The organism is Calothrix rhizosoleniae SC01, from assembly GCF_900185595.1.
Lineage (GTDB): Bacteria > Cyanobacteriota > Cyanobacteriia > Cyanobacteriales > Nostocaceae > Calothrix_A > Calothrix_A rhizosoleniae.
On the sequence record NZ_FYBH01000242.1, the window covers coordinates 1 to 24,769 of the forward strand.

Annotated in this window: 18 protein-coding genes and 1 tRNA gene; 12 read left to right on the forward strand and 7 right to left on the reverse strand. The window is 38.4% G+C overall.

Features of this window, described 5'->3' with window-relative positions; genetic code table 11:
* Positions 1-99: 99 nt before the first annotated feature.
* Positions 100-1,281, forward strand: coding sequence for a low temperature requirement protein A (locus CALSC_RS14420; RefSeq protein ID WP_088242019.1), 1,182 nt, complete (start codon positions 100-102; stop codon positions 1,279-1,281).
* 311 nt (positions 1,282-1,592) lie between these two features.
* Here CALSC_RS14420 and CALSC_RS14425 read toward each other — a convergent pair whose 3' ends face one another.
* From CALSC_RS14425 to CALSC_RS14445, 5 genes are all read right to left on the reverse strand, one after another.
* A complete protein-coding gene (locus CALSC_RS14425; RefSeq protein WP_088242020.1) occupies positions 1,593-3,776 on the reverse strand; it encodes a GumC family protein in 2,184 nt (727 codons plus the stop codon).
* A gap of 66 nt (positions 3,777-3,842) precedes the next feature.
* Positions 3,843-5,159 (reverse strand): polysaccharide biosynthesis/export family protein, encoded by a 1,317-nt coding sequence (locus tag CALSC_RS14430; protein WP_088242034.1) that lies wholly within the window; start codon positions 5,157-5,159, stop codon positions 3,843-3,845.
* 101 nt (positions 5,160-5,260) lie between these two features.
* Positions 5,261-5,962 carry a cyanoexosortase B system-associated protein gene (locus tag CALSC_RS14435; protein ID WP_088242035.1) on the reverse strand — a complete coding sequence of 234 codons (702 nt, stop codon included), beginning with the start codon at positions 5,960-5,962 and terminating at the stop codon, positions 5,261-5,263.
* A 141-nt stretch (positions 5,963-6,103) separates the two neighbouring features.
* Positions 6,104-6,985 (reverse strand): cyanoexosortase B, encoded by an 882-nt coding sequence (gene crtB, locus CALSC_RS14440; RefSeq protein ID WP_088242021.1) that lies wholly within the window; start codon positions 6,983-6,985, stop codon positions 6,104-6,106.
* Between the two features lie 172 nt (positions 6,986-7,157).
* On the reverse strand, positions 7,158-8,324 hold the full coding sequence (locus CALSC_RS14445) for a DegT/DnrJ/EryC1/StrS family aminotransferase (RefSeq protein ID WP_088242022.1): 1,167 nt from the start codon (positions 8,322-8,324) through the stop codon (positions 7,158-7,160).
* A gap of 582 nt (positions 8,325-8,906) precedes the next feature.
* Here CALSC_RS14445 and CALSC_RS14450 point away from each other — a divergent pair.
* Positions 8,907-10,475 carry a GAF domain-containing sensor histidine kinase gene (locus CALSC_RS14450; protein ID WP_088242036.1) on the forward strand — a complete coding sequence of 523 codons (1,569 nt, stop codon included), beginning with the start codon at positions 8,907-8,909 and terminating at the stop codon, positions 10,473-10,475.
* Positions 10,476-10,670: 195 nt separating this feature from the next.
* Here CALSC_RS14450 and CALSC_RS14455 read toward each other — a convergent pair whose 3' ends face one another.
* Positions 10,671-14,105: an ATP-binding response regulator gene (locus CALSC_RS14455; RefSeq protein ID WP_407641942.1), complete on the reverse strand. Its 3,435-nt coding sequence runs from the start codon at positions 14,103-14,105 to the stop codon at positions 10,671-10,673.
* A 926-nt stretch (positions 14,106-15,031) separates the two neighbouring features.
* Between CALSC_RS14455 and CALSC_RS14460 the strand changes: the two genes are divergently transcribed.
* The 7 genes from CALSC_RS14460 to CALSC_RS14490 all read left to right on the forward strand — a co-directional run bounded on the left by CALSC_RS14460 (position 15,032) and on the right by CALSC_RS14490 (position 21,926).
* Positions 15,032-15,352, forward strand: a complete 321-nt coding sequence (locus CALSC_RS14460) for a circadian clock protein KaiA (RefSeq protein WP_088242024.1) — start codon at positions 15,032-15,034, stop codon at positions 15,350-15,352.
* Positions 15,353-15,601: 249 nt separating this feature from the next.
* The gene (gene kaiB, locus CALSC_RS14465; RefSeq protein ID WP_088242025.1) at positions 15,602-15,916 is read left to right on the forward strand and encodes a circadian clock protein KaiB; all 315 of its coding nucleotides are present in this window, start codon (positions 15,602-15,604) and stop codon (positions 15,914-15,916) included.
* An 88-nt stretch (positions 15,917-16,004) separates the two neighbouring features.
* Positions 16,005-17,573 (forward strand): circadian clock protein KaiC, encoded by a 1,569-nt coding sequence (gene kaiC, locus CALSC_RS14470; RefSeq protein ID WP_088242026.1) that lies wholly within the window; start codon positions 16,005-16,007, stop codon positions 17,571-17,573.
* 64 nt (positions 17,574-17,637) lie between these two features.
* The gene (locus tag CALSC_RS14475; RefSeq protein WP_088242027.1) at positions 17,638-19,728 is read left to right on the forward strand and encodes a TolC family protein; all 2,091 of its coding nucleotides are present in this window, start codon (positions 17,638-17,640) and stop codon (positions 19,726-19,728) included.
* A gap of 276 nt (positions 19,729-20,004) precedes the next feature.
* The gene (locus tag CALSC_RS14480) at positions 20,005-20,382 is read left to right on the forward strand and encodes a hypothetical protein (protein ID WP_088242028.1); all 378 of its coding nucleotides are present in this window, start codon (positions 20,005-20,007) and stop codon (positions 20,380-20,382) included.
* A gap of 188 nt (positions 20,383-20,570) precedes the next feature.
* Entirely contained in the window at positions 20,571-21,077 is a 507-nt protein-coding gene (locus CALSC_RS14485) for a hypothetical protein (RefSeq protein ID WP_088242029.1), read from the forward strand.
* A gap of 69 nt (positions 21,078-21,146) precedes the next feature.
* Positions 21,147-21,926, forward strand: coding sequence for a photosystem II S4 domain protein (locus CALSC_RS14490; protein WP_088242030.1), 780 nt, complete (start codon positions 21,147-21,149; stop codon positions 21,924-21,926).
* Positions 21,927-22,053: 127 nt separating this feature from the next.
* Here CALSC_RS14490 and CALSC_RS14495 read toward each other — a convergent pair whose 3' ends face one another.
* On the reverse strand, positions 22,054-22,830 hold the full coding sequence (locus CALSC_RS14495; protein WP_088242031.1) for an SDR family NAD(P)-dependent oxidoreductase: 777 nt from the start codon (positions 22,828-22,830) through the stop codon (positions 22,054-22,056).
* Between the two features lie 158 nt (positions 22,831-22,988).
* On the opposite strand from CALSC_RS14495, the gene CALSC_RS14500 reads away from it, so the two are divergent.
* The 3 genes from CALSC_RS14500 to CALSC_RS14510 all read left to right on the forward strand — a co-directional run bounded on the left by CALSC_RS14500 (position 22,989) and on the right by CALSC_RS14510 (position 24,650).
* Positions 22,989-24,308, forward strand: a complete 1,320-nt coding sequence (locus CALSC_RS14500) for a GumC domain-containing protein (protein ID WP_088242032.1) — start codon at positions 22,989-22,991, stop codon at positions 24,306-24,308.
* Positions 24,309-24,376: 68 nt separating this feature from the next.
* Positions 24,377-24,450: transfer RNA gene (locus CALSC_RS14505), tRNA-Val, on the forward strand.
* 8 nt (positions 24,451-24,458) lie between these two features.
* The gene (locus tag CALSC_RS14510) at positions 24,459-24,650 is read left to right on the forward strand and encodes a hypothetical protein (protein ID WP_088242033.1); all 192 of its coding nucleotides are present in this window, start codon (positions 24,459-24,461) and stop codon (positions 24,648-24,650) included.
* Positions 24,651-24,769 lie beyond the last annotated feature (119 nt).

A 24,769-nucleotide genomic window follows, 5' to 3' on the forward strand; every position in this document is an offset into this window, starting at 1 on the left:
ATTGTAATTGCGTTAGTAATCCAAAAATCAAGGTTTATAAAAAAACGTGTTTAATTCATACCAAACGTAAAATCTAAAATCTAAAATCCAAAATTGACTATGACAAATTTTCTCGAACCACCACGGTTACGCATAGGAAATGAAGATACAGAACACAGACAAGCCTCATGGCTAGAATTATTTTACGACCTAGTATTTGTCGTTGCCGTAGCACAATTAGCACATAATCTCAAACAGCATATTTCCTTACTAGGATTGCTGGGGTTTGTAGTTTTATTTATACCAGTATGGTGGTCATGGATTGGCACCACCTTCTACGCTAACCGCTTTGACAATGACGATATTGGACATCGTTTGTTAGTAGGTTTACAAATGATGACCTCAGCAGCACTGGCTATTAATATACATAATGGCTTAGCTGAAAGCTCCTCTGGTTTCGCCATTGCCTACGCTCTCGGTCGCATCTTATTAGTTATAGAATATATCCGTGCCGGTATATATATACCCGATGCCCGTCCCCTCACTACTCGTTATACCATTGGATTTGCGATCGCGGCTATGTTATGGTTAATATCAGCTTTTATACCAGCACCTTGGTGTTTTGGGTTGTGGGCAACAGGAATTATAGTTGATTTTATTACACCTTTTACCGCCAGCAAATTCCAATTGGGGTTATTACCCCACGCTTCCCATTTACCGGAAAGATTTGGTCTATTTACAATTATTGTTTTGGGTGAGGCGATTGTCGCTGTAGTTAATGGTGTTTCGGAACAAAAATGGGACATGGCGACTGTAATTGCCGGATTTTTCGCTTTAGTCACAGCTTTTAGTCTCTGGTGGATATACTTCGATAATCTAGGTGGAACACCCATTGAAACTGCCCGTACAGAAGGAAAAGTATCAGCCATAAATATTTGGCTGTTTACTCATTTACCCTTTGTCATTGGTATTACAGCCATGGGAGTAGGAGTAGAACAAGTATTAATCAGTCAAACTGGAGTACCTTTAGCGGATAACGTGCGTTGGTTGTTTTGTGGTGCAGTTGCCCTTTGTTACCTAGCTTTAGGTATTTTTCATAAATATGGAGTAATTCGTTATTGCAAAATTCGCAGCAGATATCGCATTGTTACAGCAGCCATAATAATAGCGATCGCATTTTTTAGTCAAGGTTTACCACCTGTTGGCATCATTGCCTTAGTCGCCGTAGTCTCTATTCTGCAAGTATTTCAAGATTTGTATCAACAACGTCCCACTACAGGCTTGGGTGATCCGACAATTTAATTTCGGTAAATGAGGTTTATGTAAACTTTAGCATTGTAGATCCTGACAATTCACAATTAATTAGAATATACTAGGTCTGAAACGAGGAATTTTTTAAATCATCAGGATGTATACGTTCGGCTGAACATTTATCCCAAAATCTCAAGTAAAAACACAAATCAGTTTGTGTCTTTACTTGAGTTTGTTATTTTTGAGAAAAATATTAAACGAAGGAAGAAGGAAGTCCCGATGACAAAAAATTCACCATCAAGGATGGAAATAACTCTTCCCCAACCCCTAACTCCCTACTCCCTACTCCCTACTCCTTGCAGTTAATTATAATTGTTACCCACTCCAGAAGAGACTTCTGAGGGTAGCTCCTGTCTCCCAGTTTCATTTACTACCTTTTCATCTATGGGAGAGGAAGGAACATCAATATCAGTCGCATTAATTACAGCTCCCAATAAACCCAAATCCGATTCCAGTAACTCATCAACTGCTTCAACCAAAATATTTTCTTGGGTATAGTTGGGTCTAGTAACCAAAACCATACCATCACTGTAAGGTTGCATTAGAAGAGCATCATTTGATATACCCAGAGGATTAGTGTCTAAAATAACTAAATCGAATCGTTGGCGAGCATCTTCCATTAGTCGTCGCATCTCACTCGATTCTAGGATCGCAGCAGATTGTAATATTGGGCCAGGACTAGGAACAATGTATAAATTTTCCACCTCTGGAACTAAATGGATACATTCACTCAAGCTGCTGTAATAATGTAATGGTTCCAAATTACCATCACCATTAGGAGTAACTTGTAAAGATTGGCATTGGGACGGCGATCGCAAATCTGTTTCAATAATTAAAGTACGCTTGCCAGCTCGAGCGGAAGCTATACCCAAGTTATATGAACTCACAGTTTTTCCTTCACCACTACCAATACTAGTAATTAAAACTACTTTGACACTATTTTCTCCCACACGTCGAATATTACTGCGGAGCTTCTCATAAAATTCCAAATAAGGGGAGGTTGTAGTCAAGACTGTTGGTAACAAATGGGATTTTGTCTCTTCCCCAGACATCCAAATCCAAGGTATTTCTGCCAAAATTGCTACTTCCTGTTGTTTGAGGCTGTTGCGAATATCCTCCCTGGTTTTGAAAGTTCCTTCCAGAGAACCCAAAAGGAATATAATCCCACCACCAACCAATAAACCCATAAATATACCTACCCCAAGGGTAATAGGTATACTTCTAGGAATTGTGGCTGGAGCCTTCGCCACTGGATTTCTGGCAATACCCAAACTACTAACTGTTTCTGCCTCTGCGGTTTTGGCATCAACTAATTTTGCCTGGATTTTGTCATAAACAGCTTTTTTCAGTAATACTTCTTGTTCTAAACGCGATCGCTCCAACTGCTTATTAGGTATTAAAGAATACTCCTGCCGTAATCGTTTCTCTTCCCGATTTTGGTCAATTAATTGTTGTTTGAGAGTTTCTTTTTGAGTTTGTAGAGCTACAAGTTGGTTTGCTAGTTGCTGACGTGCTGGATCTAAATTACTTTGGGCACGAATCCCCTTAACCGTAGGTGGTAAAGGAGCAGTACTACCATTCCCTCCCACAACTTCCCCTGCTCGCTGTTGTAGAAGGGTTTCTGCTGCCTCTTTTTGACGTTGCAATTGCACTACTGTTGGGTGTTCGGGGCGTAAATCTTTCCTCAGTACCTCCATTTGGGATTCTACTTGATAAATTTGCGATCGCAAACTGGCAAGAATCGGATCGGCACTCAAAGCAGAAGAAACATAAGCTTCATTCACATTTAAACCCAATTTTGACTGCAAACTGCGAATCTGAGCATCTATTCCCGAAAGAGTGAGTTGAATTTGCCGTTGTTGGTTTTGACTCCCCGTAATTCCATTGAGCAAGATACCATTCTGAGCAGCTAAAATTGCTGGTCCTTGAATCCGATCATAAGTTTCCAGTTTTTTCTCAGCGGATGTTAATTCTTTTTTTACCTGGGGGAGACGCTCGTTAATCTTTTTAATAATCGCTTCTAATCTTCTGGTGTTACGAACAGCACTCAGTTGTATCATTGCTTGCATGAATGCCGACAAGGTTTCTTCAGATTGCTTGGCATTAGTACCCTGATACTTGAGTTCAATAATTGTTGATTCTAATTCCCCAGCCTTGTTTTTTCGAGGTAGCTTAAGATCAATATTTTTAGCCAGAATTTTTGCTTTGACCTTAACTTTTGCTGCGACTGCATTAATAATTGCATCAGATAATAAAAATCCTTTTCTCAGTTCCTGACCCTGTTGTTGAATTTGACTACCAGTAGCAGAAAATGAAACCGTAGGCCCACTATAGGTTAAGGCTGCACTTGCCACATATTTAGTTGGTGGTGGTGGTTGTATTGCTACCACTGTTGAGCCTGCAACAATCAAAGTAAAACTAGCTATTCCAATCCATTTATACTTTTCAAAAGCAATAATATAGCGTTTAAGAATGGGTGGAGTCATTTCAGTTATCAGTTACAGAGTTAGTTGAAAAATTAGAGAGCTAAAAATTGATAATGGAAAGTCCAGTTATCTAAAGGTCTCAAAGAAACGAATAAAACTACGAATATCAAAAAATGGTCTAGTAATAGTAGTTAGAGTATTAGTAATTTGGCCAATTAGTGTTCGACCAATAACGATAACATCATTATTTTGCAATGGCACATTTTGAGATGCATCCCCTCCTAATGCTTTTTTCCCATTCAACTTTTGGGTAATTGCTTGACCACGTTCGGGGTCAAAACGAATCAAGGCAATTTTTGTGAGTTTAGCATTATTGGTACTCACACCAGATAGAGCATCAATAAAATTACTACCATTGGGTAAAGAAACCGTAGTAATACCACCTGCTGCATAATTCAATACCCGAATCTTGATTTGAGGAACAGCTAGGGATGAACGAGCTACCAAATTGCGATCATAGTCATCATCACTACCAACTTCCCGTCGGGAAACAATAATGGCATCACCATCCTGGAGACGTAAAGTAGGGGGTGAACTACCGTTTTGTAAAGGGGAGTATAAGTCAATAGTTTTCGATATGACTGAACCATCAACTAGTTGGCGACGAACTGTGATTTGTCGTAAATCTGCCATCATTGTAGAGCCTCCAGCAGTCAATAACACATCTGTGACTCTGGGTATAGGAGAATTTACAGGATAAATTCCCGGTCGAAAAACTTCTCCACTAATAGTTACTCTGACTGGTCGCGGGCTAACCAAAGAGACTGCTACTATGGGTTCAACCAAAATTTTACTCAAGCTCAAGCGAATTTTCTCTTGCGCTTCTGACAAGGTCAACCCCTGTAAGGACACTGCCCCTACTTCTGGAACTAAAATATTGCCCTCAGGACTAATTACCCCTTGGAAATTGAACCTGGGACGTTGACCAACCAATGATAGTACTAAGATCGGGTTCACCACATAACGATTTAAGCCCAAACGAATTTTTTCTTGTGCTTCTGACAAGGTCAATCCCTTTAGTGATACAGTTCCTAATAATGGAACAATAATATTACCTTCCGGATTAATTGCCGCCTGAAAACTCAAATCTGGGAAACGCTGCACCACCGCACTAATTGCATCCCCTTCCCCCAGGCGATAAGCACCAGGAGGACGTTGAACTTGGATTCCCACCCCGTCTCCAGAACCAAGAATATAGCGATTAAATCGGGAGGAGGGAGTACTAGACTCTGAATTAATGACCTCAGCCTCTGATAGAGGTATAAGAGGTTTCTTTGGTACTGTAGGTGGTGACGTGGTTTGAGCAAAAGCAGGATGAACAGCGGTGAGAAAAAATACCCCTATTTGCAGGGTGACAGTAGATAGGGCGCGAAATGAACGCATAGAAAAATTGGGAATTATAGACATCAGTGCGCCAAGGCTTATTTAACTGTAACCTGTAAAAATAGAAAATATGTTTTTTATACCAGTGTAATCCTTGGATTTCAAAAAGTTGCATTTAATGCAGTTTGTACTTGTTGTCCTAGAGTTTGCACCTCATGCCAATATTTTTCCACTTGCCCTAGTGGTTCCATTGGTAAGATAATACTAACTGCAACCCAAGCAGTCCGTTGACTTTGCCATTGAGATTTTTGATCTACTACAAACCACCGAAAAGGCGATGGATGCCCACCATCTTGCCAAGCATACCATTGTAATACGGCAAAGGTCTGTCTATCTGTAGAGGCACGAAAGAACCTTGCTGTGAGTTGATTTTTTTGACTATTCAAACTTGATGTTGGCTTAATACTCAATTCAGCCAGACGATATTGAGCTATATCCCAATTCCAAAAGCCATTTATAGTTGTCCACTCCACTTGCGGTTGATTTCTAGGGCCATTTTGTGGCAATAACATAATAATGGCTTGAATTTTTTCCCCTTGCTGTTTCACCAATTGCAAAGACCATTTTTGCTTATCAATTATTTTTTCTGTTTGTTCAACAGTTTGCCATCCAGGAATAGTTAAGCCAGTCTGACGCAAACTTTTTAATTCCTTTAGTTGACTCACAGGAGGTGGTTCTTGCCATTGCCATTTTCCTTGGAAATATCCAGGGAAAGCTCCGATGATTAACAACAACCCTAATAATATCAATAATGCTATTTGGGGAAAATAATTTTTCCTGAATAAATTAGACAAAGAACTCATTAGCAACAATTCCATCTAATCAAATCTGGACACGGAAGAATTACAAATTATAGTAATATGCAATTATGTTAGGACATTGTTGAATACCCAAACCTATTAGTAGTAAACCGATTACTTATTACTTATTACTTGTGCATAGCGCTAATCCCATGCTGAGATTATTGATTGTGAGGTAAAATATTTATTCATCCAGTTCAAAATTGGTACTAATGCTATAAGCATCAAAGCAGAGTACAAGTCTCCACCCCAACCATCATGTAGCCAATGAAAAGCGGCTGAATTTCCCGTACCATGAAAAAAAGTCAAAATTGTGTTGCGAATAATGTTCGCAATGACGCTAATTAAAACAGCAATGGATAAAAACCAAATACTTTTTTGCCGTGAGGATAAAGTGTCAGTCCAATAAAGTAACATGAGGCTCACATACAAGGTAGTAAACAACATTTTTAATCCTGCACAGTAGGGGGCTACTTCTACAATTTTTCCTGCCACAAAGATATTAATTCCCTCAACATTTACATCCATGCCCAACTGATTCAGAATAAAACCAGCAGTACCTGCTATAAAGCTTTGTAGAGGCAGTGTTAAGGGAGCTATCAAATAAGGAAGAGAATTAGGGGTAGCAAAAAATATCAGAATTAAAGGAAAACTCTGTAATTTTAAACCAGCAAAGCCTTTAAGCCACAGGCAAATTCCTGTAATAATAATAGGAAAAGAAAGATTTACCCATTCACTAACCCCACTCAGATAAAATATCCCTCCTATAATCAGGAAAATAATACCTAAAGGATGGGTTTTATTTGGTAATCTTGTCCACTGCTTACGTTGAATCCAAATTAAATAAGCCGCAAATGGTAAGCCAATCATTCCGTGACTAAAGTATTCATGCTCGATACTAATACTTTTATGCAGCCAACCATCCCACCAATGGATTAATATAGGTGTATACAGTAGCAGTAATACTAGTAAAATTAATCTAGTTAATAATTGAGATATATTTCTGTTTTTTGCTGTCAAAAACATAATTTTTTAGACATATATTAATAGATTGATTATTAAAAAGTCACGATTATCAATGGAGATATCCCAATTTTAGTTATCGGTTAAGTTCTTAATTATTAGAATTTCACTAGGAAGAATATTCTAATTTTTTACCAGCGAAAGACCTCCCATTATCTATTATTTAATTGATGCTTTAAATATATAGTAGCTTGTTTTTTTGTGGGCTGACACTGTGCATAATTTCTAGCACAACTGCTTTAACTTGACTATGGGTTAAACCCGGATACATAGGTAAAGATAATATCTGTTGAGATAATTTTTCCGCATGGGGAAAATCTCCAGGTTGATAACCTAAGTTGGTAAATGCTGGTTGCAAATGGCAAGGAATTGGATAATGAATACCTGTTTGAATTCCTGCTGCTGTCATTTTTTCCTGAAGACAGGAACGTTGAATACTAGAATTAGCATCTACCCTGATAACATAAAGATGATAAACATGACCAGATTGACTATGGTTTTGGATTGGGTTAATACCTGGCAATGCTACAGAATTCAGCTCAAGATTGTATTGCTGTGCAGCCTGATAGCGATCGCTATTCCATTGAGGTAAATAGGGTAATTTTTCCAGTAAAATGGCAGCTTGCAATGTATCCAAGCGGCTATTAGTACCTGGCTCTGTGTGATAATACTTAGATGATGCACCGTAATTACGTAAGCGTAACATTTTTTGGGCAACATCAGCATCTTTTGTTACTAGCATCCCTCCATCACCCAATGCTCCCAAATTCTTACTGGGATAAAAACTAAAAGCTGCTGCTATGCCCACAGAACCAGCATGATACCCTTCTCTACTTGCCAAATGTGCCTGAGCAGCATCCTCAAAAATGAGTAGTTTATAAGTATTTGCAAAGTCCAACAGCTCTGTGGGTGAAACCATTTGACCGTATAAATGTACGGGAATAATGGCTTTTGTATTAGGTGTAATTACCCTAGCTGCTGCTTCTAAATCAATTAATGCAGTTTCTGGTTTACAATCGACCAAAAGAGGTTTTGCACCAGCACGTAAAACCCCAATTAAAGTGGCTACAAAGGTATTTGCAGGCAAAATTACCTCATCACCAGAACCAATGTTACAGGCTTGTAAACCAAGAGCGATCGCATCAGTTCCTGATGCAACTCCGATTCCATACTCTACTCCAGAAAGATTAGCAAAAATCGTTTCAAATTCTTGCAGTTTTGCTCCCAGAATAAAATCACCTGTATCTAAAACAGTTTGCATTACTTGTTGTAATTGGGTTTGTATTTGTTGGTGTTGTAAATTAAGATTGACAAATGGTATTTTGGCAACATTATTTTTCATGTTATTAATAGTTTATTAAAATGAAAAATTAACTAAGGATATATCTAATTGAATTTAATGATTAAAATAAAATATGTCATTTTTTTTGAGATCAGCAGCTTGTGAGCCTGCACTAATTTTATAGTGCCCAAAGAATAATTAAAAATAACACCATATCAGAGTACAATTTCCGACTTTACTTAAATTAGGGATTTCAATCAAACAACCATTAATCAAAGCAAAGCACATATTTTCAGCCTTCGTACCTATCTATAGTCGCAATTATAGTTATTTCTACTGTCTTTTCACACCAGTACAGTTGACCAATACTAAAGCCTGAAACGTCTGATTAGTGTAGAGTCAGGGATGCCTGACAAAAAGTCTTTCAGTATAAGGCTAAGGGTTATGAAGTCTTCCCTAGTGATATAGGTATTAATATCATCCAGAATATTCCACTTTCCTATAATGGGAAAATTTTTCCCGAAATTTTGTTGATCTGACACCAAATTGGGGAATGCTTAAAAATAGCAAATAAAAATAACCACATAAACAGCGGTTATATAAAAACTACAGTATTGATTAATCATCAAGGTCATGATGGCAATGGTAGAGCCGGATAACAAAATGTTTAATACCAAACAAGAATGGAACTCTCCAGATTTACGGGAGGAGCGTAGGCTTAAAGCTTTATCAGAATTAAATTTACGACAACCAGAAACAATTCCTGTTTTTGAAGAAGCAACTCAAACTGCTGCTCACTTTTTGTCAGCACCAATTTCCATTTTAGGATTTATTGATCAAGAATTTCATTGGTTTAAGTCCGCAGTCGGCTTATCTCGTCTGGGATTAATGAATAAATTGGCGCAAACTCGTCAACTTCTACGCCAACAATCATTTTGTACCGAGGTAGTAGAACATGCTCAAATACTTGTTATAAATGATACTAGCAAAAACGATTATAGAGAACTTACTGATAACAAATTAATTAAAGATTATGGTATTCGTGCTTATTTGGGAGCACCACTGATAGATGCTGCGGGTAATTGTTTAGGAACCATAGCAGTGATGGATCTGATTACACGTCAGTTTACCCATCAAGATATTGAGTTTCTGCAAATCATAGCTCGTTGGAGTATGAGTGAATTTGAACGCAATCGACTGTTACAAGTATCTCCACCCACTCCATCAGTTGGTCGTGTTAATCGGGTTAGTAGTCAATCTAATTGGCAAGTAGAAGCCAAAAATGACGAGACTTCAACAATAATTTTATCTCCCTCCCTTCTTCCAGACAACCCCAATACCGCTAACCAGTTGAAATTAGAATTATTGGGACAGCTAACTCAAGAACTGCGTACACCCTTAACTTCTGTATTGGGTATGGCTAGCGTCTTAGGAAGAGAGATTTATGGTCCTTTGACAACCAAGCAAAGAGAATATTTAGAAATAATTCAACACAGTGGGCGTTATTTGCTCTCCTTAGTTAATGAAATTACTGAACTGGGAGCAATGGCAGATAGCAATTCAATGAAGCTAAATACTGTTCCTGTAGATATTGAAATGCTTTGTCAACAGGCGATAAATACCCTGGAAGAAGTGGCTCATCGTCGAGAACAAGAGATTCGCTTATCTATAGAACCTGGACGTGGTCGTATTTATCTTCTGGATAGAGATAAAGTCAGGCAAATACTTTATCACCTAATTTTTAGTGTGATTCAAACCTCGGCTACAGGTAGTCTTGTGAGAATTCATATTTCCTACAAGGAAGATAATCTTAACATTACAACATGGGTTTCTCATCCTTGGCTGGGAGATGGAATTACAGAAGTTGATCCTTTCTTGAGTTTAAAAAATTCACCACAATTAGAGTTCAGCAATCGGATTCCCGATGTTAGTAGCCAATCAGAAAAATCTGATGAATTAGGCAGTAAATCTATGGTAAACAATCATTATCAGCAGATAAATACAACCGATATTTCTAGTACTCATGAAGAAGGGGAAAAATCAAATCCTCGTTTATCTCGCGAAAGTTTAGGCTTACTACTTAGCAAGCATTTGACGGAATTACATGGTGGGTATATTGCTACTCAAGGTTCCCAAGAATCAGGGTATCGCTACGTGTTGTCTTTACCAATACAACAGGAAAATTCCTCAGAAGTAGTTGATGAGGCTTAAAAATTGATTGAGAATATATACTCAATGGTTGTGGTGTAGCCATTATCCCCATCTTTTGTTAGGTAATCGGCTAACTGCATGGTTATAAATGTTATTAGGATTTTATATAGTAATTCTATTTGAATCATAAAATTAGCAATGTTGTGTAAAAATTAAAATTGCTGTATGTTTATTCTTAATTTCCCCGTGGTGATACTAGTTTTTGATTGCTAAAGCTTCATAGATACGATCTAACAATTCTTCCATAGATATAGAACGAGGTAGAATTTGCACCTCTAACTGACCCATAGCAGCTTTAATAGACTGTAAAGTATGGGAGTATGATGGGTTAAATTCAGTTTTGGTATTATCCCCAGATATTTCTGGGACACAATCAAAATTTAAGTCTAAGCAAGTAGTTAATACTTGATTCTTCATAGAAATGATGATTAATATGGGAGGCAAATCAACAGTAATTTTACTCAGCATTTTCAATGCTGCTAAAACTTCTGTTTTAATTGTAGATTCTGTGAAACAAACCAGTAATAAATCAATACTTTGATGGCGCAATTGTTGTAGTAGCTCTGCCCAAGAGCGTCCCAATGTAGCTTTAAATCCTGCTGTTTGTAAATACTGAATCATGGCTTGTAGCCATTCTGAGCGCCGATAAATTGATGCGGAATTAAATTCTTCTGTCAAGTGTTCTCTTTGAATTTGCTCACAGTATTGATTGGGTAATTCATTATTTTGCTTATGTTGATTTTTCATACCAGGTAGATCTGGTAATGATGTCATATCAACAACCAAAATACTAGATGGGCAGCATCTACCAGCAGCAATTTGTAAAACTGATAACAAAATATCTGTGGTTTTATTAGAGCCAGTTGTTTCTGTATTTAAAGGTGTTAAACAAGGAAAAACTGAGAGTTCGGAGAACTTGGCAGCAGCCTGAGTGGTTGTGACATCACAAATCACTAAGGGTAAATTTTTGAGGCGGCGATGTTGGTTGAGTTTTTGTAAATAAGTTTGTGGGTTGGGAATTTCTCTATCCAGTAAAATGAGATCGAATTGCCAGACCCTAGCTAAAAGTTCTGCTTGTTCTAAATCATCTACTTCAATTACTCGGTGTTCTGATAATTTTGGATGGGGAGTAAAGAAATCCTCCTCAGAATGAATTAGCCTTAAAATTCGCAATGGGGTATTCATTCTAGCAGGATCTTTTTGTTCCTGATTTTTGTCTTCTGGCGATTTACAAAAACTTTCTAACAGTTGGGACAATAATTGATGCTGTACTGGTACACTCAAAAAACCATCAGCCAGGTTCGCAAATGCCTGTTCTTTTTCTGCTGCTGTAGCTGTTACAATCACTGGTATTTGACGGATGACTCGATCTGATTTAATTAATGTCAGTACATCCCAACCAGACAATAAAGGTAACAGAGGATTAAGGAAAATAACTTGGGGTTGTAAGCGCCGCGCTTTTTCTAATGCTTCTGTCCCAGAACGGGCAATTATCACCCGGTAGCCCAAACCTGTTAATTTTTCCGTCATATCTTCAATGTATCGAGCAACCGCTTCCACCACTAATACTAGTCTTTGGGAAGTATGAATTTTTTTAGTAGCGGAGAAAATTGCCACTTCTCGCATACCCGCAGGTTGGACATAATTAAGAGTTGCTTGATGAGAATCAAGTGTATAGTTTCCTGTTAGATTTACCTCGTTTACTGATCTACCCATATCGTTACCCTCTTGTTCGCTAAAACTTGTTTTTGGAGGACTGGGGGGTAAAAGTAAGGTAAATTTGCTACCTTTACCTTCTGTTGACAAAAAACTAACATCGCCTCCGTGAAGACGTGCTAAAGCCCTAGTTAATACCAGTCCTAAACCCGTACCTTCAAATTGGCGGGTCAGAGGATTTTCTAACTGTTGGAATTTTTGAAAAATTAAGTGCTGTTGATGTTCGGGAATACCTATACCTGTATCCCAGACTGTAAAAGCAATCCAACCTTCCCAATAATTAACGGTTAAACCAATTTCTCCACTAACTTCAGTAAATTTTAAAGCATTGGAAAGCAGATGGACTAACATTTGCCGTATGCGTAATTCATCGGCAATTATCTCTTGTAAACCTGGTTCAATGGAGAGGGTAAATTTGTGTTCCTGTGAATCTACAGGTGTGGTTGGGGCATTTCTACCTTTGTAGGTTTGGTTGTGTAGTGTATTGGCTTCAGTATAAGCGCGATGGCAAACTGTACGAATATTAACTTGTGATAGTGTCAATTCCATTTGACCCGTCTCCATGCGAGTCAAATCTAAAATATCGTTAACCACACTCATTAAGTGTCGCCCACTTTGATGAATTAATCCAGCATAACGGGCTTGGCGTTCGTTGAGTTCCCCTAACTGTTGATCTACCAATAATCTTGATAATCCTAATACCGCAGTTAGAGGGGTTTTCAGTTCGTGGCTAATACAAGCAAGAAACTCATCTTTAAGGCGATTTAGTTGAATTAGATCAGCATTTTTCGTTGCTAATTCTTGGCAAAGTTGTTGTTGCTCTGTGACATCAGTCGCTAATACTAGCCAAAGATGATTGTCAGGATTTGGTCGTTGGGAATTTATCTGTCCACCAACATCAGGAATATCTAAGGGAATTTTGGCAAATTGCCAAATACGTTCTTGACTATCTTGCATTTCCACAATGCAAATACAGTTACCTAGTTTTTGATCCCAAAAGCAACGATGGGTATTATTTGCTGTGGATAATAGTTGCTCCGATGGCAGCTGTTCTGTACTTATAGCTGCTATTGGCTGTAAACCATGTGTGGTAGTTGTATCTAAATTATCTTCTCGAGAAAAATTATGATCCTCTCTTTCTTGTTCCCCATAAATAATACTATCAGTTCTTAACTGGGAGTACTGAGTATCTGTGGATGGGATATCTCTGGTAAGTGCCAGTATAGCTTTGATCTGATGCCTAATTCCCTCAATATCTTTTAAATTTCCTAATTGCTGCCACCAGGCTGGATTTTGCATCACAACTTCCCCAGCACTGGTTTCCAGCATTAAAGGCCATGGTAATCTTTCCAATAATGGAATTAATGCTTTGTCTTCCTGGGTGAGAAATGTTTTAGCCTGCTTTGGCTCAGAACAATTTACATCTACATCTAAATCAGTGAGATTTTGATTTTCACCCTGTTGTGCCAACAAAAATTGCAATAATTTACCACTATCTAGTAGCCCTAGGAACTTGCCGTCTTTATCAGTCAATGCCCAGTCTGGATGATGGTAAGTTTCATTTTTTGTGGATGCCAACAACAAATTTAATTGTTCGGTACCACAATCGACAGATATTTGTGGTATAGATTCAATTATGGATTGTCCCCAAGTAGAAATTGGCTGCTGTAAATCTAATAATTGCCAATTATGTTCTGGTTCTGGGGCTTCTAGGTAAGTTTCACCATTTGTATTGAGTAACTGTAGTAACGCCTTCGCAGCGTACAGCACACCAACAGGCCAACCCTGCTGATTTAAGATCACTAAGCGATCATATTTGTGCTGCTGAAACATTTGCAAAACAAATGCGGTGACAGTTGTTTCTAGGCATTCTGGTACGCTTGTAATAAATTCACAAAGCGATTGATTTGGCATTGACATAAGGCAAGGCTTGAGGGTTTTTCTCCCTAGGGACATAAGCATTGGGAATCACCAATCAAAAATACATCCTGAGAATAGAGTATGGGACGCGAGGGAGCAAATTTATGGAAATATGATAACTAGACTAACCCATTAGCTCACCCACATCCTCTTGGATTACTACTCCCTTTAGCCCCGAACAAAAGCATTTACGCTTCCATTATCCACCGCTCACTACTCTTCTAAAGATAGCAACAGCTAAAACAATTATGGTTCCAAAGTAAGTCTTTGGAACCTTTAGGAATTATAATGATTGAGAATGCTACAATCCTTAATTTTTGTTAAAGTATCTTATCAAGGAGTCAAATTTAGACATAGAAAATCCATATTCCCCAGATATTGAATGATGAGTATGTAAATACCACAGCCTCTACCACAATTCTTGAGCTTGGTGGCATTAACCCTAAATCAGCAAACTTAACTTGAAAATAGGAGTTAGAGGCTGGTTATTAGGGCTCAGGAGACAAGAGGTATTTATAGCTGATGCCAAAATTATTCAGAGCAGGGTCTCCTCACATACCAGTAGTAGTTACAGTAAATATTTGTGGTTCCTTATTTACTCTCTGTAATAACCCTACCTACTCTCGTAAACGAAGAAAATGTGATCACAGTAAAAGGAGAAGCGATAGTTATGATGGCGTAAATATTAATTTATTTTTTGCACTCAGAGGATGTTGAAACTATATTACTCTGTTTGTTCTGCAACAAATAAGTTAATCCCTCAATTGTTCTGAAAATCAAGATGCAAATGGATTAAATATTAAAGCGTCTATTTCATATCTATTGGTATTGTCTAGACAAAGTATTTAATAATCAATATTTAAAATATATCTATTTGTCTGGAAATATACCCATCTATCATGTTAGGCGTTTTTTGACAAATGAGTCCCAAACAAAATCAAGAATTATTGAAGCAACTAAAAACTGATTATCGTCATATTATTATAAATTATTTTACCACAGATAACAGCATTGCGAAAGAAATTGATAAATTTATCAATACATTATTTTGTGCTAATATTCCTGTGCCCCAAATAATAGAAATACATATGGAAATTATTGATGATTTTTCCAAACAATTAAAGTTAGAAGGGAGAGATGATGAAGCTTTGTTAGATTATCGTTTGGCATTAATTGATGTTCTAGCTCATTTATGTGAAACCTATCGATGTGCTATACCCAAACAGAATAATGCATCATAACTGATTGTTTATATTATAGTTATAGCTGACCATAAATAATAGCTATAATCAACTAGTAATATGACTCGAACATTATTTTTGTGTATTGTAGCTCAGGATAATAAAAAGCATGGAATATGACAATAATTCTGATTGGAGTGCATATCAAGATATGCTGTTGCTAAGATTAAAATACAATAGCGAGAAATAATTGCTTAAACTGAACAAAATCTAGTTCTATTTCTATTTTATAGATAGCCTGTGCCATATATGGATAAAGTCAGAAAAACCTATGTTCTCAAGCTTTATGTAGCAGGTAACACGCAAAACTCTGTCAGGGCCTTGAAAACACTGAAAAACATTTTAGAGCAGGAGTTTAAAGGAGTTTATGCTTTGAAGGTGATTGATGTACTCAAGAATCCGCAGCTAGCGGAAGAAGACAAAATATTAGCTACACCAACTTTATCTAAAATTTTACCTCCTCCTGTTCGGAAAATAATTGGTGATTTATCAGATAGAGAAAGAGTACTAATTGGGTTGGATCTTTTATATGAAGAATTAAAAGATGAAGAATCTGAAGAGTAGGAAAATTTAGGTGTACATAGTCATTTATATTTAACAAAAGAGTTATGTATAAAAACTGGGTTAAGTTTCCATTCATCGAAACCAAAAAATGAGCGAGCAAGAAAAGTCAGGGCAGAATAAAATAGGTGTACTTCAAGGTGTAGAGAAAATACGCACCATGATTGAGGGATTCGATGATATTAGTCATGGTGGATTCCCTGTTGGTAGAACCACTTTAGTGAGTGGCACCTCCGGGACCGGGAAAACTTTGTTTTCCCTCGAATTTCTCTACAATGGAATTAACAACTTTGATGAGCCAGGAGTGTTTGTTACTTTTGAAGAATCTCCTAGCGATATTATCAAAAATGCCGGTATTTTTGGTTGGAATTTACAGCAACTAATAGATCAAGGAAAATTATTTATTCTTGATGCCTCTCCCGATCCAGAAGGTCAAGATATTGTTGGCAACTTTGATTTATCTGCCCTGATTGAACGTTTACAATATGCTATTCGTAAATATAAAGCGAAACGAGTTTCTATTGATTCGGTTACCGCCGTATTTCAACAATATGAAGCTGTAGGAGTGGTACGTCGCGAGATATTTAGACTAGTAGCTCGTTTAAAGCTGTTGGGTGTTACCACCATTATTACCACTGAGCGTAGTCAAGAATATGGACCAATTGCGGCTTTTGGTGTAGAGGAATTTGTGTCAGATAATGTAGTCATTGTTCGCAATGTTTTAGAAGGGGAACGTCGCCGTCGCACTATCGAAATTCTCAAGTTACGCGGTACAACCCATATGAAAGGGGAATATCCTTTCACAATTACAAATAATGGCATTAATATTTTCCCTCTAGGAGCAATGCGTTTAACTCAGCGTTCTTCTAATGTCAGGGTTTCCTCTGGAGTCAAAACTCTGGATCAGATGTGCGGTGGTGGTTTCTTTAAAGATTCAATTATTTTGGCAACGGGAGCCACTGGAACAGGCAAAACTTTATTGGTAAGTAAGTTTCTCCAAGATGGTTGTATCACCGGAGAGAGATCAATATTGTTTGCTTATGAAGAGTCCCGCGCTCAGTTATCTCGTAACGCCTACTCTTGGGGAATTGATTTTGAGGACTTAGAGCGGCAGGGATTATTGAAAATTATATGTACCTATCCAGAGGCTACAGGATTAGAGGACCACTTGCAAATCATTAAGTCAGAGATTGCTGATTTTAAACCGGCCCGAATTGCCATAGATTCCCTTTCTGCCTTGGCTAGAGGGGTAAGCAATAATGCATTTAGACAATTTGTCATAGGTGTCACAGGTTACGCCAAGCAGGAGGAAATTACAGGATTTTTTACGAACACCACAGATCTGTTTATGGGGTCTCATTCCATCACAGATTCTCACATTTCTACAATTACTGATACGATTATCATGCTGCAATATGTGGAAATTCGTGGAGAGATGTCCCGGGCAATCAATGTATTCAAAATGCGCGGCTCCCCTCATGATAAGGGTATCCGTGAGTACAACATTACTGCTGATGGCCCTGATATCAAAGATTCTTTCCGGAATTACGAACGAATTGTCAGTGGAGCTCCAACCCGCGTTACTATCAATGAGAAGGCTGAACTTTCTCGTATTGTCAAAGGATTTGAAGACAAGGATAGTTCTGAGACTTCCAGTTAGCATTATGCTATATTTTCTTGGTGAAAACGGTTTCTACCGCTTGATTTTTGTGTGAGGGGATGCGGTGAAAGGACAACAAATATTCCATAGCTTCTTACCTGGTGTGACAGTGGCGGTATTAACAACTCAGCCAGTTTGGGCTGAGACTGTAAATGTTAATGGCTTGCAATTGAATCCCACACCAAATGTTTTAACTTCCACTTATGGTGTTAAATTACTAAGTAACAATAAAGATAAGCAATTATTTCAGATTAGCGATCGCTCAATTACTGACAAGGCGATTCCCATTGGAACTACTATAGCCAGGGTTGAGCCATCTATTCGTCAAAATTTGGGTACTCAAGTTATAGGAAAAACGGGTATCCCTGTGGGTAAAATATCCGGTACAGGGAATAATCAGGTGTTTAAATTTACACCTAGTTCATCTATTACTAAGCATTTACTGGTAAATGATTTTGCTCCCAGTGAGGAACTATTAAAGTCGTCATTGCCTGAACGGGAAATAACACAGAATAATGTTATTGCTAAAGAAAAAACTATTTTGCTGGCTCGTGATGCGAAACAGTCTGTCTCTCGTCAACCTAGTGCTAGTGAGCGGTTAAAATCTGCCCTGGGAAGAGCGAGGACAAATAGTGGTGCAGTTAAGCCTGTAGAGCTAGATAGCTGCCAACAACAAACAGAAGGCAAAACGAATACGCCAGTAGCTTTGGTTCTTGCATCCCATAAATGTACCACTCAAAGGATACCAAAGCAAAAGTTAGTACAAACGGAACAGCCTCAACCAACCGTGGTTGAACAACCTGGGACAACTACACCTACTCAAGTTCCTAACTATCTCAATCCTAAACCCAATCCTTTACAATTTCCGACTAAACCAGAAGAAGTAAAGGTTCAGGGGAATCAACCAATTACTTTAGGGCAAGCCTTGGAACTAGCCAAGCGCAATAATCGGGATCTACAACTTGCACTATTGGAGTTGCAAAGAACTCACGGAGTATTAAGAGAGGCAAAAGCAGCTTTATATCCCACTATCAGCGTTCAAACCCAAGTGAATCGCCAACAGTCTGCTAGCAGCCAATTAAGTGATGAGTTACAACAAAGAGCTGGAGCACCAGATCCAGATCAAGATACGGTAACTAGTAACTTCACAGCCACGGCACAATTGAGTTATGACATCTATACCTCTGGCAATAGGTCATCAACAATAAAAAGACGAAAAGAAGAGGTGCGTAATGCTGAATTAGATGTGGAGAGAATCTCTGAGGAACTGCGTTTGGCTGTTTCTACAGAATACTACAACTTGCAACGAAGAGACGAACAGGTGCGGATCGCCCAATCTGCCGTGAAGAATGCCCAAGCAAGTTTAAAAGATGCTGAAGCCTTGGAACAAGCAGGGGTGGGTACTCGTTTTGATGTGTTGCGTTTCCAGGTGAACTTAGCCAATGCTCAACAGACTTTAACTAATGCTCTTTCCCGACAAAAAAATGCTCAGAGTGCCTTAGTAGATCGTTTGAGTTTACCACAATCAGTGGTAGTTAGTGCTGCTGATAAAGTCAAATTAGCAGGTCTGTGGGATAAGACTCTAGAAGAAAGTATTGTGCTTGCCTTTGGCAATCGTCCAGAATTGCAGCAAAACCTGATCCAACGTAATATTGGCGAACAGCAACGGCGGCAAGCATTGTCAGCCATAAGACCACAAATTAGTTTAGTTGCTGATTATGACCTGTTAGATCAGTTTGATGATCGCGTCGGGCTTACTGATGGTTATTCAGTTGCCTTAAGAGCTAGCATGACTTTGTTTGATGGTGGAAGAGCCAAAGCTCAAGCATTTCAAGCAAAAACCAATATTGCGATCGCTGAAACTCAATTTGCTCAACAAAGGAACCGAATCCGTTCTGATGTAGAACAGGCTTACTCTAGTTTAAAGGCTAATTTGGATAACATCCAAACTGCTAATGCTGCTTTGGGGCAAGCTAAAGAATCATTACGTTTAGCGAGGTTAAGATTCCAAGCTGGTGTGGGAACCCAAACTGAGGTAATTGCTGCAGAAGATGATTTAACTGAAGCAGAAGGTAATCGAATCACAGCGATTATCGATTATAACCTTGCTTTAGCCGAGTTACAGCGAGCTGTAACTTTCAGGTCATTGCGTTAAGTTTAACTTATTATGTTTCTCAACCTCTTTTCCCTAAGAAAAGGGGTTTTTGCTTGTCTTGGGAATTGAAGATTGATCTATAGTAAAACATAATTTTATGACTAAAAAATAGACTGGATACAAGCCCTCCGCAGTTGCTCATGGGGGAAACCCCTTTTCTGCGTGCTGCTCTGTTGGATTTATCCGTTGAGAGTCAAAAATTTTTTGTTGAGTTTTAAGCCCCTCGATTTATCAATGGGGTAACTGATAACTAATAACTGATAACTGATAACTGAAATGACTACTGTTACATCAAAAGAAATTGCTCAGTTTCGCTCTCTGTTGGCAGATTACCCCCAAGCATTAGAAGCACTGGACTTAATTGAAGATTGTGAGGGAGATTTAGAAGATGCAGCAATGACCCTAGCTATTCGGGTAGGACAAGAACCAGGGGCAGAAAACTCAGAATGGTTAGATGGTTTGGCAAAAAAATGGCGTACAGCTATTTGTCAAGCTGAATTGAGGGAAGATTTACTTAATGGAAAATTCCAAGGGATAATGGGACGTCTGGAGCAGATCTCAACCTTTCCTAAAATTTTAGCTGCACCAGTTCTCATGTATGTTTTTAAACAAGGTTGGAATAATTTTTGTCAACCATTGGATAAAATTAAGTAGGTCGGCGTCAAAAATTATCGTTTGGATAAGTCAGGGGGCAGTAAGAACAAGGGTTTTAGGCTTATTTACTTTTTTTCACATAGTTTGGTTTTATTGTGCCGACTTACTCACATAATTAATTATCTTTAACTGAAGCATATTGCTTGATAATTTAGTAATATACTGCTCCAAACAAAATTATTGAATCCATGAATTATCTTGTTGCTGTATTACCAGACCGCATTAAAGCAGAAGCTGCTTATTTAGCTTTAGAAAAGCAAGAAATTAAAAGCACCATTTTAGGTAGAGGATATAAATCGGCTGATGAATTTGGCTTGATCGATCCGAAAGAAACAGCTAAAAAACAAGTTAAATTTATGGCTTTTTGGTTAGTACCATTTGGTTTTTTTGCTGGCTTCTCTTTCAGTTTAATCACCGATTTACATACTTTTGCTTGGGCAGGTGAAATGGGAAATCATGTTGTTGGGGGGCTGCTGGGAGCTATGAGTGGTGGTTTAGGTAGTATCTTTGTGGGTGGTGGAGCCGGCTTACTTTTTGGTAGTGGGGACGCTTTAGCCTATAGGAATAGACTTAATGCGGAAAAATACCTGATTGTGGTGCAGGATTCTGAAAGCGTGACGCGAAAAGCAACTCAGATTTTGCGTCAATTTGAACCAGAAAATATTCAAGGTTATGCAGACAATACTTTACGTTAGTTAAGAATTAGGAGTTCTATCAATCAATCACAACTAAAAACAAAAAATTATTACTCATAACTATTAATAATGTTGCCACGGGAAGAAATTTTAAAAGGTGTTGAAAATCGGGATACGGTTGCTCGTGTAATTGATTTAGCAGAACAAGCCATCAAGACTTGGGAAGTTGTGCTCACAGATTTTTTATCTCCTCCTGAGTTAGTAGAAATACAACAGGCTTTTAGCCGATTAACGGAAATACAATTACTAGCCTGGGGAGGATATCCCCAAGCCGAACGTCAAAGAATAGCGATCGCTCGTTCCGAATTACCCCTAGAACAATCTCAAGTGGCGATCGCAGTTGTGGATGTTGCAGGAAATTTCCTCTTCGATACGGCTACTCACCGGGATTTTTTGGGTTCCATGTTAGGGACTGGGATTATCCGAGAAAAAACAGGGGATATTAATATTTTGGGAGAGCGAGGCGCTCAGGCAATAGTAGTACCAGAATTGGTAGAATTTTTAGAACTAAATCTAACTCAGGTACGTTCAGTTCCCGTAAAAACCCGACGGATTGATTTAAGTGAATTAAAAATACGGGAACCAAGAAAGAAAGAATTAACTACTGTGGAAGCTTCTTTGCGCTTAGATGCGATCGCATCTGCTGGCTTTGGGATGTCCCGTAATAAAATGTCGGATTTAATCAATGGTGGGGATGTTCGTGTTAACTGGAAGGAAGTAACTCAAGCAAGTTCTCAAGTTAAATCAGGGGACTTAATTGCTATTCGCGGTAAGGGTCGTTTAGAGGTTGGTGATATTGCTGTAACCAAAAAGCAGCGTTACCGAGTTCAGTTGACAAGGTATGTTTAAGAAATTAGATTTCTTTTTAGCCCAAGACTTAAGTTCTGGGTGAAATATGGGGCTGATTAAGAATGGTGCAAGAATATGAGATCCCTGACTTGTTAGCCTCGACTTTAGCCAATCAAAGATTGGTGTACTAAGCTTGAAACAGTTTTTCCAAAAGGCTTACTGTTGTTTCCCGAGGTAAAAATCTGGAAACATTAGCTATTGCTTCATTGACAATACCACCACTCACCACCGTTGATTTTCCTTTATCTAAAGCACTAAGGGCATCATTTACCACTTCCTCTGGAGTAGTCATTTTATTACCTTTATTTACCAAAATTTCGGGAACATCTGCGCCGACAAAAAAGTTAGTATCAGTAGGGCCAGGACAAACAACTAATATACCCACTCCATAGGGCTTATTTTCTGCCCACAATGCCTCACTAAAATTAAGCACAAAGGCTTTACTGGCAGCATACACACAGAAGTAAGGAATGGGTTGAAAACCTGCAATGGAAGAGATATTAATAATATTTCCAGAACGACGTTCCCGCATCAAGGGCAAATATTTGTGGGTTAAATCCACTAATGCAATTACATTTAATTGCAACATCTTGATTTGCTTTTCTCCGTCCCTTTCGATAAATTCACCATAATCACCAAAACCGGCATTATTAATCAATAAATCAATTGTCAAATCTTTGGCTTGGGTGTGATTAAATACGGTGGTTGCGGCATCTGTTTCTGTCAAGTCTTGAACTATGATCTCGACTTGAATTTTATGTTGCTCTCGTAGCTGTGTAGCTAACTGGGTTAGTTTGTCTTCTGAACGAGCCACAAGTACGAGGCTTGTTTGACGTGCTGCAAGTTTTTCTGCAAAGGCTTTACCAATCCCGCCAGAAGCACCAGTAATTAAGGCTGTTGGCATTTTAGATACTCGTATTATTACTTAACTTAATAAATGTTAACAAAAATCAGACTTAGGTAACTGGCATATTTTTTGATTTAGGGTGTGGGGTGTAAGAGATATATATTTTTTATTTATGTGGAGGGAATACTAGACATATATAATACAGAGTGTTTTTTATGTACCGTTTAAATAAAAAAGTTTTCCATATTCTGGGTATTGAATTAGAAAACTGTGGTGGGGATAATTCCGTCAGCAAAATAGAACGGGAAATTGTTCTTAAACGGTTAAAAGAATTACGTCATCAAAAAGGTTCTGCTGCCACCCTTGAAGAACTCCGGGATAAGGTTGTAGATATATTTCCAGAGTTTAAAGAGCAGGTTCTCAAACGAGCCGCAAAAGCAAATCAACCACCAGGAATAATCAGCCACCTGAAATGGCCAGTCATATTTTTTACTGGTGCAGCAGGCTTACTCTGGGTAATAAATTTACCATACCCGATGATTCGTTGGCCTGTTGCCAAAACTGCTCCTCTGTTATTATTACCTAGCTTTATCAGTATGGATAATAACTATAAGGGGTCAATTCAATCCTTGGAACAGGCAGATCAATTAATTAATAGAGCTACCAGTCAAGCAGATATTGAACTAGGTGGAAAGCAAGCCAAAAAAGCACAGAGACATTTAGATCAGTTACCAGCTTGGTTTTTAGGTTATTATCCTCGAGCTTATTGCAGTTTATTTGGTTGTAAGTGGAAGTTTACCTTTGACGAATTTGAAAAGGCTCGCCGCCGAACTGCGCGTATAGAAGCTAAGGTTTTCCAAGAAAAAAATGCTTTTGTACCTCTGAAAGAGGCAGAGTCAGCTTTAAAAGCTGCTAAACAGAAATACAAACAAGCTAAAAATACTGAGGAAAGAGAAGAAGCACTGGCTTCCATTCAAAGTGCGATCGATGCTTTAAATGAAGTTCCTAGAAGGACTTTAGCAGGGAAGCAAGCCAGAATCAAACTCACCGCCCACAGGCGGGATTTTACTAAAGTTTCCCGTGGTTTTGCAGGTAGCGATCGCACTAATACTATGATTGCAGCCGCGAGATTATTTGCCAACCAAGCTGCTCAAGCATCCCAAAATCCACCTCACTCAGCACAAAAATGGCAACACATTGCTCAAATGTGGTCAGAAGCGATTAAAAGGTTGCAAAGAGTGAAAATTGGTCATCCCAATTACTTGGAAGCGCAGAAGTCCTTGGTGACCTATCAAAGCAACTTAGGAATTATTCAAACTAGGCGACAAGCTGAAATTGCATCAAAAAGAGCTTTACAACAAGCTAATCGGCAAATTCAGCAGTTGATTGTGTCTCCTCCCTCAGACTCCAATCGGCTCAAAGGACAATTGCAGGGAATCATCAATCTCTTGAGAACAGTGCAATCAGGTACAACCGCTTACACAGAATCAAAACAACTGCTCATATCTGCACAGAAAAGGCTACAAGAAATTTGACAATAGAGGTTAAGTAGCAGGGATAATTTGTTGTTTACAGTATATCCGTGCTATTATTACCTGGTTACGGACGTATAGCTCAGTTGGTTAGAGCGCTACGTTGACATCGTAGAGGTCACTGGTTCGAATCCAGTTACGTCCATTTTGGCGATGGTTAAGATCATAACTCGCCAGATTTATCCCATTGATAGAGATAACCTGATAATTCCTGAAATTGTCGTAGAAGATTACGCGATGAAAGAATCAGATATTCTTCGCCCAGCTTTTGGTGATATTTGGCAAGCTTGTGGTTGGAATTCTTGTAAGTATTATGATGCCTACGGAAATTGGATAGGAAGGTAATAAAAAAAACTTATAAGTTTTATAAAAAAGAGGTTTGTGAAAAAGCTTTACAAAACTCAACATAAAAATTATATTAGTTTCAGTAGGTAATCAAACCTACATAAATACATAACAGCAAT

What these genes read in the sequence shown, in the direction of transcription:
- CALSC_RS14420 (WP_088242019.1), top strand. Translation starts at nt 100, where the DNA reads ATGACAAATTTTCTCGAACCACCACGGTTACGCATAGGAAATGAAGAT.
- CALSC_RS14425 (WP_088242020.1), bottom strand. Translation starts at nt 3,776, where the DNA reads ATGACTCCACCCATTCTTAAACGCTATATTATTGCTTTTGAAAAGTAT.
- CALSC_RS14430 (WP_088242034.1), bottom strand. Translation starts at nt 5,159, where the DNA reads ATGCGTTCATTTCGCGCCCTATCTACTGTCACCCTGCAAATAGGGGTA.
- CALSC_RS14435 (WP_088242035.1), bottom strand. Translation starts at nt 5,962, where the DNA reads ATGAGTTCTTTGTCTAATTTATTCAGGAAAAATTATTTTCCCCAAATA.
- crtB (WP_088242021.1), bottom strand. Translation starts at nt 6,985, where the DNA reads ATGTTTTTGACAGCAAAAAACAGAAATATATCTCAATTATTAACTAGA.
- CALSC_RS14445 (WP_088242022.1), bottom strand. Translation starts at nt 8,324, where the DNA reads ATGAAAAATAATGTTGCCAAAATACCATTTGTCAATCTTAATTTACAA.
- CALSC_RS14450 (WP_088242036.1), top strand. Translation starts at nt 8,907, where the DNA reads ATGGTAGAGCCGGATAACAAAATGTTTAATACCAAACAAGAATGGAAC.
- CALSC_RS14455 (WP_407641942.1), bottom strand. Translation starts at nt 14,105, where the DNA reads ATGCCAAATCAATCGCTTTGTGAATTTATTACAAGCGTACCAGAATGC.
- CALSC_RS14460 (WP_088242024.1), top strand. Translation starts at nt 15,032, where the DNA reads ATGAGTCCCAAACAAAATCAAGAATTATTGAAGCAACTAAAAACTGAT.
- kaiB (WP_088242025.1), top strand. Translation starts at nt 15,602, where the DNA reads ATGGATAAAGTCAGAAAAACCTATGTTCTCAAGCTTTATGTAGCAGGT.
- kaiC (WP_088242026.1), top strand. Translation starts at nt 16,005, where the DNA reads ATGAGCGAGCAAGAAAAGTCAGGGCAGAATAAAATAGGTGTACTTCAA.
- CALSC_RS14480 (WP_088242028.1), top strand. Translation starts at nt 20,005, where the DNA reads ATGACTACTGTTACATCAAAAGAAATTGCTCAGTTTCGCTCTCTGTTG.
- CALSC_RS14485 (WP_088242029.1), top strand. Translation starts at nt 20,571, where the DNA reads ATGAATTATCTTGTTGCTGTATTACCAGACCGCATTAAAGCAGAAGCT.
- CALSC_RS14490 (WP_088242030.1), top strand. Translation starts at nt 21,147, where the DNA reads ATGTTGCCACGGGAAGAAATTTTAAAAGGTGTTGAAAATCGGGATACG.
- CALSC_RS14495 (WP_088242031.1), bottom strand. Translation starts at nt 22,830, where the DNA reads ATGCCAACAGCCTTAATTACTGGTGCTTCTGGCGGGATTGGTAAAGCC.
- CALSC_RS14500 (WP_088242032.1), top strand. Translation starts at nt 22,989, where the DNA reads ATGTACCGTTTAAATAAAAAAGTTTTCCATATTCTGGGTATTGAATTA.
- CALSC_RS14510 (WP_088242033.1), top strand. Translation starts at nt 24,459, where the DNA reads ATGGTTAAGATCATAACTCGCCAGATTTATCCCATTGATAGAGATAAC.